Origin of the sequence: Actinoplanes sp. NPDC048796, from assembly GCF_040650035.1 — a bacterium.
GTDB lineage: Bacteria > Actinomycetota > Actinomycetes > Mycobacteriales > Micromonosporaceae > Actinoplanes.
This window is the reverse complement of sequence record NZ_JBEZGO010000010.1, coordinates 238,324-251,605: the sequence shown is the minus strand read 5'-3', so window position 1 is coordinate 251,605 and position 13,282 is coordinate 238,324. Positions and strand designations below refer to the sequence as shown.

Below are 13,282 nucleotides of genomic sequence, written 5' to 3'. Positions count from 1 at the left end.
GTCAGACCGCGGCGGCGAGTGAGAGCCCGAAGCGGCCCTCGGGGTCGGTCCACCACTGGTCGAGGCTGAAGCCGGCCTCGGCCAGTTCCTTCGCGACGCCCTCGCGGCGGAACTTGGCGGAGATCTCGGTGCGGATCTCCTCGCCCGTAGCCAGCTCGACGACCAGGCCGACGGCCGGGATGGTGACCCGCATCGGCCAGCGGGCCCGCAGGCGCATCTCGATCCACTCGTTGCGGTCGTCCCACAGCGCCTGGTGGGAGAAGGCGTCGACGTCGAAGTCGGCCCCGAGCGAACCGTTTATCACCCGCAGCACGTTCCGGTTGAACTCGGCCGTCACACCCTGGGCGTCGTCGTAGGCCGGCACCAGCACCCGCGGGCTCTTGACCAGGTCGGTGCCGAGCAGCAGATGTTCACCGGGACGCAGCACCTCGCGGATCGCGGTCAGGAACTTGGCCCGCTCGGCCGGTTCGAGGTTGCCGATGGTGCCGCCGAGGAAGGCGACCAGCCGGTCGGGGCCGTCCGGCAGATGGCCGAGGTGACGGCCGAAGTCACCGACGACGTTGTGCACCCGCAGCGACGGGTAGTCGGCCCCGATGCGGGTGGCCGCGGCGTCCAGGGCGGAGGCCGAGATGTCCATGGCCACGTACGTCTCGAGCGCGGCGAGCGCGTCGATCAGCAGCCGCGTCTTGGTGGAATAGCCGGAGCCGAGCTCGATCAGGGTCCGTACGGCGGGCAGGTCGCCGCCGTGGGCGGCGAGGATGCCGCGCTCGGCCCGGTACGGGTAGTACTCCGGCAGCTCGGTGATCTGCTCGAAGAGTTCGCTGCCCCGGGCGTCGTAGAACCATTTGGGCGGCAGCCACTTCGGGTCGGCGGTCAGCCCGGCCACCACGTCGGCGCGCAGCGAGCGTTCCACGTAGGCGTCGTCCAGGTACACATCGGTGGTCGTCATGGCGCTCCCAGGGGGGTGAGGACGAGGTCGCCGGCGGTGGCGACGAGCAGGTGACGGTCGGGCACGGCCCGCCATTGCGGCGAGTCGTCGAGCGGCTCCGAGCTGACCAGCACGCCGTCGCCGCGCCGAACGGACAGCGAATGACCGACGGTGGTGGCCACGATGGTCACGCCGTCGGTGAGCAGCAGGTTGAGCCGGGACCCGGGCGCCACCGCCTCGACGTCGGCCACGGTCGCGGCGACCGCCTCGGCCGGGGACGAGGACCGCAGACGGTCGCGCACCAGGGCCCACAGCAGCGCCGCGTCGGTCGGGGCTTCGAGGGTGAGCAGGTCGATGGCCGGCAGCGCGGCGGCGAGCTTGGCCACCGAGCCGGGCCAGCCGGCCACCTTGCCGTTGTGGCTGAACAGCCAGGGTCCGCTGCCGAAGGGCGCCGCCGCCGTCTCCACCACCGGCATGCCCTCGGTCGCGCTGCGCACGGCGGCCAGCATCCCGGTCACCGTCAGCGACGCCGCGAGCGAGGGCAGGGTGGTGTCGCTCCAGAGCGGAGTGGCCCGCCGGTAGCGGACCGGGCCGGGGAACCAGCCGACGCCGAAGCCGTCGGCGTTGATGGTGCCGCCGCCTCGCATGTCGCGGGGGGCCCACGACTGGTGGGCCAGCGAGTGCGGCGGGTCGAAGAGCAGCCGGGCCGGCGGGATCGCCGGCCCGGCGTAGGCCAGGTGACGGCACATCAGGCGTCCCGAGCCGCGTCCGGGGAGGCGTCGCGGGCCAGGCGGAAGCCGCTGAAGATCTGGCGGCGGATGGGGTAGTCCCAGTTGCGGAACGTGCCCCGGATGGCCGACCGGTCGGTGCCGAACGAGCCGCCGCGCAGCGTCTTGTAGTCGGGGCCGAAGAAGACCTCGGAATACTCGCGGTACGGGAACGGGGCGAACCCGGGATAGCCCGCGAAGTCGGTCGAGGTCCACTCCCACACGTCGCCGATGAGCTGGTGGACGCCGAGCGGGGACGCGCCGTCGGGGAACGCGCCGGCCGCCGCCGGACGCAGGTGCTGCTGGCCGAGGTTGGCGTGCCGGTTGTCCGGGGTCTCGTCGCCCCAGGGGAAGCGCCGGGACCGGCCGGTCGCCGGGTCGTAGCGGGCCGCTTTCTCCCATTCGGCCTCGGTCGGCAGCCGCTTGCCGGCCCACGCCGCGTACGCCTCGGCCTCGTGATAGCAGACGTGCACGACCGGCTCGCCGGCGACGATCGGGGCCGTGCGGCCGAACGACGTGGCCACCCAGCCGTCGCCGTCGCGACGCCAGTGCAGCGGCGCGGTCAGCCCGGCCGCCTGGCGATGGTCCCACCCGGCCGGGCTCCACCAGCGCGGATCGTCGTAGCCGCCGGCCGCGATGAACGCCGCGTACTGGGCGTTGGTCACCGCGGCCCGGTCGATGTAGTAGGCGGGGACGTCGACCCGGTGGGCCGGCCGCTCGTTGTCGAGCGCCCACGCCTCGGTGTCGGTGCCCATGTCGAACGGGCCGCCCGGCACCAGCACCTCACCCGTGACCGGCGAGGAGACGGCCGGCGGCGGGGGAGCGGTCAGGACCGGAGCGCCCACCCGCAGCTGGTGGGTGGCGAGCATGGTCTCGTCGTGCTGCTGCTCGTGCTGCACGATCATGCCGAAGGCGAAGCCGTCGACGGTCAGCCGGCGGCCCTCCAAGCGGGCCGCCTCGAGCACGTCGAGCGCCTTGTCGCGCACCTGCGCCACGTACCGCCGGGCCTCGGCCGGGCTGAGCAGCGGCAGGGCGGGACGGTCGGCCCGGGTGTGCTTGAACGCGTCGTACAGCTCGTCGATGTCGGGGCGCACCGGCTCGCGGCCGCCGACGTCGCGTACGAGCCACAGCTCCTCCTGGCTGCCGACGTGGGCCAGGTCCCAGACCAGGGGCGACATCAGCGCGGAGTGCTGCCGGATCAGGTCGCCGTCGTCGACGGCCTCGGTCAGCAGGGTGGTGCGCTCACGGGCGCGGATCATGTCGGCGGCCACGCGGTCGCGCAGCCGTTCGGTCTCGATGGTCATGTCAAAGCCTCCTGGAGCCGCGAAGCGGACTCGACGACATGCGGGTCCAGGCCCGAGCCGCCGAGACGGCGGCAGGCCCGGTCGAGCAGGGCGGCGGCGGCACGCCGCAGGGCGGGGTCGGCGACGCCGAGACGCGCGGCCTCGGTCCAGCGGCCGGCGGTGGAGGCCGCCAGGTCGAGGGTGTCGCCCGGGTCGTCCATGAGCGCGGCGATGACGGCGACCGGCACGATCCAGTCGCCGCCGGGCTGCGCGTCGAGGTAGCGCACCTCGAGGTAGCCGCGCGGCCGCACGGGCGGGAAGAGCAGGCTGAGGTGGTAGTCGACGTCGTCGTGGGTCGGCTGCCACGGCAGCGCGCCCCGCGCCCAGTCGCGCAGGGTCAGGCCCCGGGGCGCGTCCCAGCAGTCGCCGTCGCGGCGTACGCAGGTCAGCGGCGCGTCGAGAGCGTAGCGGGCCCAGTCGCCGGCCGGGTCGTCGCCGAAGGCCGGTACCGGATGGGTGAGCCGGGGGTCCATCGCCCACCAGGCCGCCATGCGGGCCGAGGCGAGCCCGGTGTCACGCCCGGCGTGCCGCCGGGAGTTGGCGAACGCGGCCACCATCGCCGGGCCGATGGCGGAGACGGCCGCCCACCGCAGGGAGTCCAGACCGGGGTCGAGGCAGACCTGGAGCCCGGCCGTGCCGCACATCATGACCCGCCCGTCCGGGCCGCGGGTGTCGAAGGCCTGCTCCATCGCGTCGTAGCGCGGGGTCCGCACCAGCCGCCGGGGCTCGCGGTAGGGATCGGTGCCGTGCTCTCCGAGGGAGAGGCCGGACTCGGCGAGCAGTTCGGTCAGGAACGCCGTGTCGGTGTTCACCGCGGCGTGCAGCGCGGGAAGGGAGGTGGCGGGGGCGGAGGAGATCTCGACCTGGCCGCCGGGCTCGACGGTCACCGCGCCGCCCGCGGGAAGCGGGTCGGGTGGGACGGACGAGCCGAGGGTTTCCGGCGTGTAGCGGCCCAGGGCGTCGCGGATCTCGGTCGGGGTCAGCGGCGCCGAGGGCGCCACGGTGTGATGCAGGGTCCATTCCAGCTCGGCGCCGATGTAGGTGGGCGGGCCGGTCTTGAAGCAGATGGCGCGGATCCGCGCCTCCACCTCGTCCTGGGTGCGCAGCACGGTTGCTGTCACGGCGCGCGTGGTTTCGGTCATGACCCGACGCTAAGGCCGGGGTCCGACACTTTCCCGCGACGGATCCCACATGACCTTGGATGAACCCGCGCCGACCTGGGCAATCTCCTCGAAGTGATCTGGCTCACAGGTGGAGTTAAGGCGCATTTAAGGCGGTGAGCTGCGAAAACAGAATTTCTGAACCCTTCGATGCCGGTCTTCGTACTGAGGTGCGGCCACCTCTCACGAACAAGGAGCCGTCATGGCGGGGACCGGAATCGACACCTCGATCCTGCACCAGGGCGCGCACAGCGCGTCCTACTTCGATCTCGCGCGCACCGCGGGCGAGGGCGTGGAGATCGTGGACTTCTGCATCCCCTGCAACCCGTACTTCCCGACTCCCGAGATGTTCGACGAGCTCAGCCGCGACCTGAAGAACATCCTGAAGTACTACCCGAGCGACTCCACCAGCATTACCAAGAAGCTGTGCAGCGTCCTCGGCCTCCATCCGCAGACGGTCGCCATGGCCAACGGCTCGACCGAGCTGATCACCTGGATCGACCACCTGCTGATCAAGGAGAGCGTGGCCATTCCGATCCCGACCTTCGGCCGCTGGACCGACCAGCCGCTCGAGACGGGCAAGCGGGTGGACATGTTCCCGCTCCAGGAGCGCGACGGCTTCCGGCTCAACCTCGACGACTACGTGCGCTTCATCCGCGACCGCGGCTCCCGCGTGGCCGTGGTCTGCAACGTCAACAACCCGGACGGCTGCTACCTGCCGCGCCGCGACGTCATCCGCTTCATGGACATGCTGGGCGACCTCGACCTGGTGGTCATCGACGAGTCGTTCATCGACTTCTCCGACATGGAGCAGTACCCGTCGGTCGGTCCCGACGCGGTGATCCGCCCCAACACGGTGGTGCTCAAGAGCCTGGGCAAGAACTTCGGCCTGCACGGCATCCGCTTCGGCTATCTGATGGCCAACCCCTCGATCGCCGGCAAGATCGGCAAGGCGCTGCCCAAGTGGAACCTCAACTCGCTGGCCGAGAAGGTGGTCTTCATGATCCAGGATCATGAGGAGGAGTACGAGGACAGCCTGCGCCTGCTCAGCCGCGACCGCCGGGCCATGGCCGGCGAGCTGGCCCGCGTTCCGGGCCTCACGGTCTTCCCCTCGCAGGGCAACTTCATCCTGGTCAAGTTGCCCACCGAGTGGTCCGGGGTGGCGCTGCGCGACTACCTGGTGGCCAATCACGGCGTCTACACCCGCGAGTGCGGCAACAAGCTCGGCATGACCAGCCAGTTCATGCGCCTGGTGGTCCGCCCGGCCCGCGACGTCGACCGGCTCATCGACGGGATGATGGACTACGGCCGCCAGTTCCGGGTGCGCGACACCAGCTGGTCGAGCGGCCTCGACGACGCCCCCAGCAACCTCATCCAGTACCCGTCGCACCGCTCGGGCGGCGAATACACCGCCCGCCGGGCCGCCAACGCGTAGCGGTCATATATGCGTCACCGGCCTTTCGCCGGGTGGTGACCCTCGTGACAGGGTGGCGGTCGAGATTGGACGCGTCCCACTCGACGTCGAGGAGTCGTATGCTGACCCGCCGCCACGTCCTGTCCGGAGCCGCCGCGGCGGCCGGGCTCGCCGCCCTGCCGCCCGCGTCCGCCTATGCGTCGCGGGCCGCCGACCTGTTCCCGCTCGGCGTGGCCAGCGGCGACCCCTTGCCGAACGCCGTGATCCTCTGGACGCGCCTGGTCCACGCCCGGCTTCACAAGCACGTCGAAGTGGAATGGCAGATCGCCCACGACGAGCGCTTCCGCCGCGTCGCCCGGCAGGGCCGCACGATCGCCCGGCCCGAGCTCGCCCACTCCGTGCACGTCGACGCGCGCGGGCTCGACGCCGGCCGGGAGTACTTCTACCGTTTCCGCGCGCTGGGCCGGATCAGCCCCGTCGGGCGGACCAGGACGGCCGGGCGTGGTCACAGCCTGCGCCTCGGCATCGTGAACTGCCAGGACTTCCAGAACGGCTACTGGCCGGCCTACCTCGGCCTGGCCGCCGAGGACCTCGACGTCGTGGTCCATCTGGGCGACTACATCTACGAGTACGACCCGAGCAGCCGCTTCGCCGACCGCCGGCACACCGCGCCGCAGACCGCCGGCCTCGACCAACTGGTCACGCTCGACGACTACCGGGCCCGGCACGCCCAGTACAAGAGCGACCCGGCCCTGCAAGCCGCGCACGCCGCCTTCCCGTGGATCGTCACCTGGGACGACCACGAGACCGAGAACAACTACGCCGGTCTGATCGACGAGATCGACGACACCGGCGCCGAGCACCAGACCGTGGCCCAGTTCGCCCGGCAGCGTGCCGCCGCCTACCAGGCCTACTACGAGCACATGCCGATCCGGGCCGACCTGCGCCCGGGCAGCACCGACCTGCGCATCTTCCGCCGCTTCGACTTCGGCCGGCTGCTGCGGCTCAACGTGCTCGACACCCGGCAGTACCGCACCGACCAGCCCGGCGGCTTCCCCGGCGACTTCGGCCTGGCCGAGGCGGGCCTGGCCAACGCCACCGGCTCGCTCACCGGCGAGGCCCAGGAGCGCTGGCTGCGGGCCGGGCTCGACCACTCGCCGGCCCGCTGGAACGTGGTCGCCCAGCAGGTCATGATGAGCCGGATCAAGTTCCCCAACCCGACCGGCGCCCCGGTCCCGCCGATCGTGGCCAACCTCGACCAGTGGGACGGCTACGCCCCGCAGCGCACCCGGTTCCTCAAGCACCTGGCCGCCGCGAAGGTCGCCAACCCGGTCATCCTGGCCGGTGACATCCACTCGACCTGGTTCAGCGAGCTGCGCACCGACTTCGACAAGCCGGAGCAGCGGCCGGTCGCCGTCGAGTTCACCGCCACCTCGATCAGCTCGGACTTCCCGATCGCCTTCGACGGCCCGCTCAAGGCGGTCAACCCGGCCCTCAACCCGCACGTCAAGTACTTCGACGGGTCGCGGCGCGGCTATCTGCGCTGCGTGGTCAACCCTTCGGTCTGGCACACCGACGTGCGTACCGTGGAGACGATCGACGTCCCGGACGCGCCGGTGAGCACCAGCGCCTCGTACGCGGTGGAATCGGGGACCTCGGTGCTGACCCGATAGGGTCGGCCCTGATGCGTACGAAAGAGCAGCTGACCGAGGCCATCCGCGGCGAGCGCCGGGCGGTGCTGGTCGTCAACGCGCACTCCCGGCGTGGGCGGCAGCTCTACGAGGGCGCCCGCTCGCGGCTCACCGAGGCCGGTTTCACGCTGCTCAAGGCCTATCCGGTGGACCGGCCGCGGGAACTGCCGGAGATCCTGGCCGAGGCGATCGGGCTCGGGCCCGACCTGCTGGTGGCGGGCGGCGGCGACGGCACGATCAGCACGGCGGCCCGGCTGCTGGCCCACCGCGACATCGCCCTGGGCCTGCTTCCGCTGGGCACGACGAACAATTTCGCCCGTACGGCGGGGATCCCGCTCGGCCTCGACGACGCGATCGCGGTCCTCGCCGAGGGCAAGGTGATCGATCTCGACCTGGGCCTGGCCGGCGACCAGGCGTTCACCAACCACGTCGGCGTCGGGCTGTCGGCCGAGGTCATGCTCAAGGCGCCGCCGCTGCTCAAGCGGGTGCTGGGCAAGGTCGCCTACCCGTTGACGGCGCTCGGCCTGCTCACCCGGCATCGCCCGTTGCGCATCACCGTGCGTACCGGGGAACGCAGTCATGTCTTCACCAGTCATCAGGTGTACGTGGCCAACGGCGGGCATCACGCCGGCCGCCCGATCACCGGCGACGCCAACGCCGACGACCGGCTGCTGGTCGCGTACCCCGTCGGTGGCCCGGCCAGGATCGAGCTGGTGCGCGAGACGGCGCGCAACGCCGCGACCGGCCAGCGCCGCAGCCTGCGCGAGGAGCCCTTCCTCGCGGTCGACGAGCTGTGGCTCGAGACCGACCGGCCGGCCCGGGTCGAGGTCGACGGCGAGCCCGGCGGCACCACGCCGCTGCGGATCGGGCTGGCCGCGAACGCGCTTCGGGTGATGGCCCCCCTCGGCGTTCCGGACAAATAAAAAATTCTTTGGTGTACGACTGCACAACAGCGGCCCGGGGGACGTCTTAGTGTTCGTGACCTTCGAGCAATTCGCGATGGCCCGGCTTCCCAGCCTGATGCGGTACGCGGTCGTCCTCACCGGCGACAACGATCTCGCACAGGATGTCGTTCAGGAGGTCCTGGCCCGGGCGCAGGTCCGATGGCGGCGCATCAGCGAGGCGGACTCGCCGGAGGCGTACGTGCGGCGCATGGTGCTCAACGAGTACCTGTCGTGGCGGCGCAGCTGGGCGGTTCGGCACGTGCACGCGGTCGGGGAGCGCCTTGTCGAGATCGACGACGCCCGCAGCATGACGAACGACCATGCCCAGGATGTCGTCGAGGCCGACGCGCTGTGGAACAGGCTGGCCACGCTCGGGCGCAAGCAACGAGCGGTGCTGGTGCTGCGCTACTACGAGCAGCTGGACGACGACTCCATCGCCGATCTGCTCGACTGCACACCCGCCACCGTGCGCAGCCACGCGTCGAGGGCATTGAAATCGCTCCGGCTCTCGGAGCACGCGAACCGGATCCCCGTCGAGGAGAAGTCGTGACTGAGCAGCACGAGGACCAGCTCCGTGTGGTCTTCGAGAAGTATTCGCACCAGACCCCCGACCCGGCCGCCGTCTACGCCCGTGTGGAGGAGCTCGCCGGCAAGTACAAGCGCCGTCGCCGGGGTGCCTACGCCGCCGGTGGCGCCGTGCTCGGCGCCGGCCTGATCGCCGGCGTGCTCAACCTGCCGGCCTTCCTGCCGGGCGACCCGGCCAACACCGGCGGCGCCACGCTCCCGGCCGCCGCTCCGGCCGTGTCCCCCTCGTCCTCCAGCGGCCCCAGCGAGGCCGAGCTCCAGAACTACTACAAGGCTTACTTCGAGGCGGGGTACGGCTACGACGACGCCCTCAGGCTGGCCAAGCTCTGGAAGCTGAACACCGACCCGGGCAACGTCAAGGCCGAGGCCGGCCGCCGCCTGCTGCTGGGCGAGACCCTCCCGATCAAGCCCACGCCCCACCCCGAGGTGAGTGAGCCGTCGAGCGAGGTGATCGACAAGAACCAGAAGCAGTTCGACGCCTTCTTCAACGCCGGCTACACCTGGGACGAGGCCGAGAAACTGGCCAAGCTCTGGAAGCTGGCCGACCCGACCGACGCCAAGATCGAGGCCGGCAAGCGGCTGCTCGCGGGCGAGACGCTGCCGGTGAAGCCGACGCCGGCCAACGTCGAGGCGGCCAAGGAGGCGAAGAACGTCAACGCCTTCTTCGCCAAGGGCTACGACTACGACGACGCGGTGAAGCTGGGCAAGCTGTGGAAGATCTCCACGGGCGACGCCAAGGCCGAGGCCGGCAAGCGGATCCTAGCCGGTCAGACGCTGCCGATCCGGCCGTGACGGCGGAGCTGCGCCGGCGTATCGGCTTCGAGATCGAGCTGATGGCGCCGCGCGGCGCCAGCCGGCGCACGCTCGCCGACGACCTGGCCGCCCGGCACGGCGGCCGGGTCCGCCCGGTCTGGCACTCCGACAGCGAACCGTCACTGGTGCCCGGTCTGGGGCGGTTCCTGCACCTTACGCAGGGTTTCGAGGTGGTGCGGGCCGACGGCACGCTCCTGTGCACGCTGGTCGACGACATCACCCTGCTCGACGGGCTCAACCCGCGCTCGCCGGCGCTGCCCGGCTGGTACCGGGTGCTGAGCGACGAGCCGCGCCTGCTGCGGCTGCTGGCCCGCCAGGCCGATCCCGCCGCCCCGCTCGAACGGGTCCTCGACGCGGCCGGCGAGCTGTGGGGCCGTACGCCGGAGCCGATCGCCGACGTCGTCCGCCTGGACGACGAAACGGGGGCGACGATCGCGCTGGCCGCTCCGCAGGGCGCCGAGCGTGAACGGCCCTGCGAGATCGTCACGCCGCCGCTGGCCCGCGACCACGAGCGAGCGCTCGGCGAACTGCTCGGGCCGGCCCGCGAGCTGGGCTTCACCGTGCCGAACGAGGCGGCCGTCCACCTGCACGTCGACGGCGCCCCGTTCCGCCGGCCGTCGGCCCTGGCCAACGTCGTGCGGCTGTTCGCGCACTGGCGCGAGCCGCTCCGCGAGCTCCTGGGAACCAATCCGGCCTGCCGCCGGCTCGCCCCGCTGCCCGCGTCCCTGGTTGCCGCGGCCGACGGCGTGCCCGGCTTCGACGACCTGGCCAAGGCGGCCGCCGAGGGCGGCCTGACCAAGTACTTCGACGTCAACTTGACCCAGCTCTTCGCCGACCAGCCGATCCGCGACACCGTCGAGATCCGGATCCTGCCCGGAATGATCTCGACCGACGAGATCCTGAACCGGGCGGCGCTGGTCGAGCTGCTGCTGGACCGCTGCGAGGACCCCGAGCCGCTGCCGGTCAGCGCGGTCCCGTCGGTCGAGGACCTGCTGCATTTCGCCGCGGAGGCGCTGGCCGCCCACCGGTGAGACCGCGGTCCCGGGAAGTTCGCACAATCGGCGAACCGGGGCGGGGCCGACGGCGAAGATGAGGGCGTGAGGCAGCACGCGTGGTGGTGGCTGCTGGCCGCCGCCGCGGTGATGCTGGGCGGTGCCCAGCTTTTCGGGCCGGCCGGCAAGAGCGTCACCAGCGGGGTGATCGCGCTGGCCGCGAGCGCCGGCGTCATCCTGGGCGTACGCCTGTACCGGCCCGAACGGGCGGTGGCCTGGCGCCTGCTGGCGGGCGCCGCCGTGTGCGCCGGCCTGGCCATGCTGAGCTGGGCCGGCTCGGCGACCTGGAACGTCGTCGACCTGCTGCACCCGGCGACGTTCCTGCTCGCCTTCTGCGGGCTCGCCCTGCTGCCGCCGCGCGATCCGGTCACCGGGCGCTCGGGCGGGCTGGCCGACACCGGCGTCATCGTCTGCACGGGCGTGCTCGTCGCCTGGGTCCTGCTGTACGACCCGTACGTCTTCGACGCGGGCACGTATCCCGCCCCGGAAATCCTCGCCTACCCGCTGGCCGATGTGCTGCTGCTCGCCCTGGCCCTGCGGGTCTTCGCCTTGCAGGAACGGCTGACCCGCCCGCACCTGCTCGTGCTGCTCGCCACGGTGCTGTTCGTCGCCGCGGATGTCCGTCTCTTCCTGGTCGCGGTGGCCGGCACGGTGCGCGGGCCGGACCTGAGCATCACCGGGTGGGGTGCGGCGTTCGCCCTGGTCGCGGCGGCCGCCCTGCACCCGGCGATGGCCTCGCGCCACGCGGTCCCGGTGCCCAAGGCGGGGTCGTGGAAGCTGATGGCGGTGCACCTGGTGCTGGTGCTGATCGGGCCGGCCGCCACGGCGTACGCGCTGATCCGCGACATCGACGAACATGAACTGGACGTGCTGGACATCGGGGTGCCGGTGACCTTCACCGCCGTGATCACCGTGATGCTGCTGGTCCGGACGACGCTCACCCTGCGGCTGGCCCGGCGGCAGGCGTCGGCGATGCGGCACATGGTGCTGCACGACGGGCTCACCGACCTGCCCAACCGGCATCTGCTCACCACCGGGATGGCCTCCTCGCGCGCGCTGATCCTGTTCGACCTGGACGGCTTCAAGGACGTCAACGACCGCCTCGGTCATGCCCTCGGCGACGAGCTGCTGGTCGCGATCGCCGCCCGGCTGCGCCCGCTGCTGCGCCCGGAGGAGGTGCTCGGGCGTACGGGCGGTGACGAATTCGCCCTTCTCCTGCCGTCCCCCGACGTCATCGAGGTGACCGCCCGGGCCGCGGACGTGCTGGCCGCGCTGCGCGGCCCGTTCGAGGTCAGTGGGCACACCCTGCACGTCACCGGCAGCGCCGGCATCCGCCTGGTGGAGCCGGGCGCCGACGCGGCCGAGGCGCTCAGCGACGCCGACCTGGCGCTCTACGCCGCCAAGGCGGCGGGCAAGGACCGGGCCGAGCTCTTCGACCCGCGCTTGCGCCAGGAGCAGATCGACCGGGTACGTATGGTGGAGCACCTGCGGGCGGGCCTGGAGAACGACGAGTTCACGGTCCATTACCAGCCGATCGTGGCCCTGTCGAGCGGCCTCATCGTGGCCGTCGAGGCTCTGGTGCGCTGGACGCCCGCCGGGCGCCCGCCGATCGGCCCGGACTGTTTCATCCCGGTCGCCGAGGACAGCGGCCTCATCGTCGAGCTGGGGGAGCGCGTCCTGCGCCGGGCCTGCGCCGACGCGGCCGTCTGGCACGGCCGCTACGGCGTAGCCGTGACCGTCAACGTCTCCCCACGCCAGCTGACCGACCCGTCGTTCACCGGCAAGGCCAACCGCGCGATCGCCGACAGCGGCCTGCCGCCGGCCGCGCTCACCCTGGAGATCACCGAGGGGGTGCTGATCGGCTCGGGCGTGCAGGCCCTGGCCCACCTGCACGCGCTGAGAGCCGAGGGCGTCCGGGTGGCGATCGACGATTTCGGTACGGGATATTCGTCGCTGGCCTACCTGCGCGACCTCCCCATCGACACTCTCAAGATCGACAAGTCCTTCATGCCGGCCGACCCCACCGACCGCCGCCAGACGGCCCTGGTCCGGGCGGTGGTCGACCTGGCCCGCAGCCTGGACCTGACCACCGTCGCCGAGGGCGTCGAAACCGCACACCACGCCGACCTGCTGCGCTCCCTCGGCTGCGACCGGGGCCAGGGCTACCTGTTCGCCCGCCCCGCCCCCGCCGCCCAGATCACCGACCTGCTGGCACGACCCTCCCACGCGACCGGCCGACAGATATTCCTTTCGGTCGAGCGATGAGTTCGGGGCTCATCGGCGAGGCCAACGCCGTGCAAACCTTCGAAAACATGGGCGCCGCCACCTGGTTCCGCTACTTCATCGGCGTGGTCGAACTGGCCGGCGGCATCGGCCTGCTGATCCCGCGCCTGGCCTTCCCGGCCGCCGCCGGGCTCATGCTCCTGATGGTCGGCGCCTTCATCACGCAGGTCTTCATCCTCCACGGCGGCCCCGTCGCGATCACGCCCGTGGTGCTGTTCGCCCTGTTCCTGTTCATCGCCTGGGGCCGCCGGGGCGCGGCGCGAAAGCTTAGGTAACTGCCGGATGGGGTGGGCGCGACCACC

Annotated in this window: 12 protein-coding genes; 8 read left to right on the top strand and 4 right to left on the bottom strand. The window is 71.8% G+C overall.

Going from position 1 to position 13,282, the window contains the following annotated elements:
* Position 1: 1 nt before the first annotated feature.
* From egtD to egtA, 4 genes are read right to left on the bottom strand one after another with little or no spacing between them, the layout of a single operon-like run.
* A complete protein-coding gene (egtD, locus tag AB0C26_RS34105; protein WP_360256014.1) occupies positions 2 to 949 on the bottom strand; it encodes an L-histidine N(alpha)-methyltransferase in 948 nt (315 codons plus the stop codon).
* A complete protein-coding gene (egtC, locus tag AB0C26_RS34100) occupies positions 946 to 1,677 on the bottom strand; it encodes an ergothioneine biosynthesis protein EgtC (RefSeq protein WP_360256012.1) in 732 nt (243 codons plus the stop codon). Before egtC ends, egtD begins: the two co-directional genes overlap by 4 nt.
* A complete protein-coding gene (gene egtB / locus AB0C26_RS34095) occupies positions 1,677 to 2,999 on the bottom strand; it encodes an ergothioneine biosynthesis protein EgtB (RefSeq protein WP_360256009.1) in 1,323 nt (440 codons plus the stop codon). The genes egtC and egtB overlap by 1 nt, the downstream gene beginning before the upstream one ends.
* Positions 2,996 to 4,180, bottom strand: a complete 1,185-nt coding sequence (gene egtA / locus AB0C26_RS34090; protein WP_360256007.1) for an ergothioneine biosynthesis glutamate--cysteine ligase EgtA — start codon at positions 4,178 to 4,180, stop codon at positions 2,996 to 2,998. The genes egtB and egtA overlap by 4 nt, the downstream gene beginning before the upstream one ends.
* A 220-nt stretch (positions 4,181 to 4,400) precedes the next feature.
* On the opposite strand from egtA, the gene AB0C26_RS34085 reads away from it, so the two are divergent.
* The 8 genes from AB0C26_RS34085 (at position 4,401) to AB0C26_RS34050 (ending at position 13,255) form a co-directional block, all read left to right on the top strand.
* Complete coding sequence (locus AB0C26_RS34085; protein ID WP_360256004.1) at positions 4,401 to 5,633, top strand: histidinol-phosphate transaminase; 1,233 nt, start codon at positions 4,401 to 4,403, stop codon at positions 5,631 to 5,633.
* 98 nt (positions 5,634 to 5,731) lie between these two features.
* Complete coding sequence (locus tag AB0C26_RS34080) at positions 5,732 to 7,285, top strand: alkaline phosphatase D family protein (protein ID WP_360256001.1); 1,554 nt, start codon at positions 5,732 to 5,734, stop codon at positions 7,283 to 7,285.
* Positions 7,286 to 7,296: 11 nt separating this feature from the next.
* Positions 7,297 to 8,226 (top strand): diacylglycerol kinase family protein, encoded by a 930-nt coding sequence (locus AB0C26_RS34075; protein ID WP_360255998.1) that lies wholly within the window; start codon positions 7,297 to 7,299, stop codon positions 8,224 to 8,226.
* 55 nt (positions 8,227 to 8,281) lie between these two features.
* Complete coding sequence (locus tag AB0C26_RS34070) at positions 8,282 to 8,797, top strand: SigE family RNA polymerase sigma factor (protein ID WP_245923704.1); 516 nt, start codon at positions 8,282 to 8,284, stop codon at positions 8,795 to 8,797.
* Positions 8,794 to 9,624, top strand: coding sequence for a hypothetical protein (locus tag AB0C26_RS34065; RefSeq protein WP_360255994.1), 831 nt, complete (start codon positions 8,794 to 8,796; stop codon positions 9,622 to 9,624). Before AB0C26_RS34070 ends, AB0C26_RS34065 begins: the two co-directional genes overlap by 4 nt.
* Complete coding sequence (locus tag AB0C26_RS34060) at positions 9,621 to 10,676, top strand: amidoligase family protein (protein WP_360255991.1); 1,056 nt, start codon at positions 9,621 to 9,623, stop codon at positions 10,674 to 10,676. The genes AB0C26_RS34065 and AB0C26_RS34060 overlap by 4 nt, the downstream gene beginning before the upstream one ends.
* A gap of 66 nt (positions 10,677 to 10,742) precedes the next feature.
* Positions 10,743 to 12,962, top strand: coding sequence for a bifunctional diguanylate cyclase/phosphodiesterase (locus AB0C26_RS34055; protein WP_360255988.1), 2,220 nt, complete (start codon positions 10,743 to 10,745; stop codon positions 12,960 to 12,962).
* A complete protein-coding gene (locus AB0C26_RS34050; RefSeq protein WP_360255986.1) occupies positions 12,959 to 13,255 on the top strand; it encodes a DoxX family protein in 297 nt (98 codons plus the stop codon). The genes AB0C26_RS34055 and AB0C26_RS34050 overlap by 4 nt, the downstream gene beginning before the upstream one ends.
* Positions 13,256 to 13,282 lie beyond the last annotated feature (27 nt).

Excerpts from the sequence above, each read along its gene's own strand:
- AB0C26_RS34075 (WP_360255998.1), top strand. The coding sequence starts at position 7,297 with ATGCGTACGAAAGAGCAGCTGACCGAGGCCATCCGCGGCGAGCGCCGG.
- AB0C26_RS34085 (WP_360256004.1), top strand. The coding sequence starts at position 4,401 with ATGGCGGGGACCGGAATCGACACCTCGATCCTGCACCAGGGCGCGCAC.
- egtC (WP_360256012.1), bottom strand. The coding sequence starts at position 1,677 with ATGTGCCGTCACCTGGCCTACGCCGGGCCGGCGATCCCGCCGGCCCGG.
- AB0C26_RS34050 (WP_360255986.1), top strand. The coding sequence starts at position 12,959 with ATGAGTTCGGGGCTCATCGGCGAGGCCAACGCCGTGCAAACCTTCGAA.
- AB0C26_RS34080 (WP_360256001.1), top strand. The coding sequence starts at position 5,732 with ATGCTGACCCGCCGCCACGTCCTGTCCGGAGCCGCCGCGGCGGCCGGG.
- egtA (WP_360256007.1), bottom strand. The coding sequence starts at position 4,180 with ATGACCGAAACCACGCGCGCCGTGACAGCAACCGTGCTGCGCACCCAG.
- egtB (WP_360256009.1), bottom strand. The coding sequence starts at position 2,999 with ATGACCATCGAGACCGAACGGCTGCGCGACCGCGTGGCCGCCGACATG.
- egtD (WP_360256014.1), bottom strand. The coding sequence starts at position 949 with ATGACGACCACCGATGTGTACCTGGACGACGCCTACGTGGAACGCTCG.